This window comes from Actinoplanes sp. NPDC048791 (genome assembly GCF_040650095.1).
Taxonomy (GTDB): Bacteria; Actinomycetota; Actinomycetes; order Mycobacteriales; family Micromonosporaceae; genus Actinoplanes.
The window spans coordinates 1-1,144 of the sequence record NZ_JBEZGQ010001690.1 but is presented as its reverse complement, the minus strand read 5'-3'; the positions used below and the strand labels follow the sequence as shown (position 1 = coordinate 1,144).

General features: G+C 68.1%; 1 pseudogene. It reads right to left on the bottom strand.

The annotated features are described in order from the left end of the window. Positions 1-124: 124 nt before the first annotated feature. A pseudogene (locus AB0C29_RS49655) lies at positions 125-1,144 on the bottom strand (hypothetical protein); the annotation flags it as partial.

The window sequence follows — 1,144 nt, the reverse complement described above, 5'->3', positions numbered from 1 at the left end:
GCCGACTCGGCGATGTACGAGGCGAAGCGCAGCGGCAAGGGCACGATGGCCGTCGCCGGAAGCTGACATGGCACGAGCCGCCCGGCAGGCCCGCCGGGCGGCTCGTGAGCACAGTGGACGACGCTCAGCGCAGCTTCACGTCGAAGATCTTGTCCGCGGCCAGGGTACGGAACGCGGCCAGGGCCGTCTTGGTGCTGTCGATGCTGATGTCGCGGTCGCCCTGGTCGTCGCGCTTGGTGTCGAAGTAGACGATCGCCTTGATACCCGGGCGCTTCTTGAGCTCCGGCAGGACGCTGCGGAAACCGGCGGCCTTGTCGGTGACCTTGCCGACGCGGTGGTAGACGCCCCACTCGGCAACCATGATCGGCTTGCTCGCGTGCTTGGTGGCGGCCCAGTCGTACCAGCCGAGGCCACCGTTGGCGGGCTTGCGGTCGAGCAGGTCACCGAACAGGCCGAAGTGGTAGTAGCCCTTCTCGGCGCTCACGTACGAGTCGAGGCCCATCCAGTCGACGACGTCGTCACCCGGGTAGAGGTCCTTCCACCACGACTGCGCCATCCACTTCTCGTTGCCCATGTAGGCCATGACGTTGATCGCGTTGGTGACACCCTTGGCCCGCAGGCGCAGGATCGTGTGGCGGTACATGGCGGCGAAATCCTTGGCCTCCCAGCCGGAGCCGGCCTTGGCCACGACGTCGTTCTCCGGCTCGTGGTTGAGCACGAGGAAGAACTTCTCCGGGAAGCTCGACTTGATCCGGGCGGCGAAACGGTCGATGCGCGCGTCCTGCTCGCCCTTGGCGACCTTGGCCCAGTTGGAGCCGTACGCGATCTTCCAGTTCAGCAGCAGCACGCGCGGCTTGGCGGCGTCGCGGGCCATGGCCATCTCGGACTTGGTCGGAAACGGCTCGTCACCCTTGTGGTACGCGTGGAAGATGCTCGCGGTGCGGCCGCTGAGCTTCTCCCAGTCCTTGAGCGCCTCGTCACGCGGCGCGTCGGTGAAGCCACCGGCGGCGGCACCCCACAGCACGCCGCAGCTCGGCACGAGCTTGGCGCCGGTGACGCAGTCACCCTTGGGCGGGTCGACCGGCGCGGGCTGGGCCGGGGTGGTCTGGGTCGGGGTGGTCTGGGTCGGGGTGGTCTGGGTCGG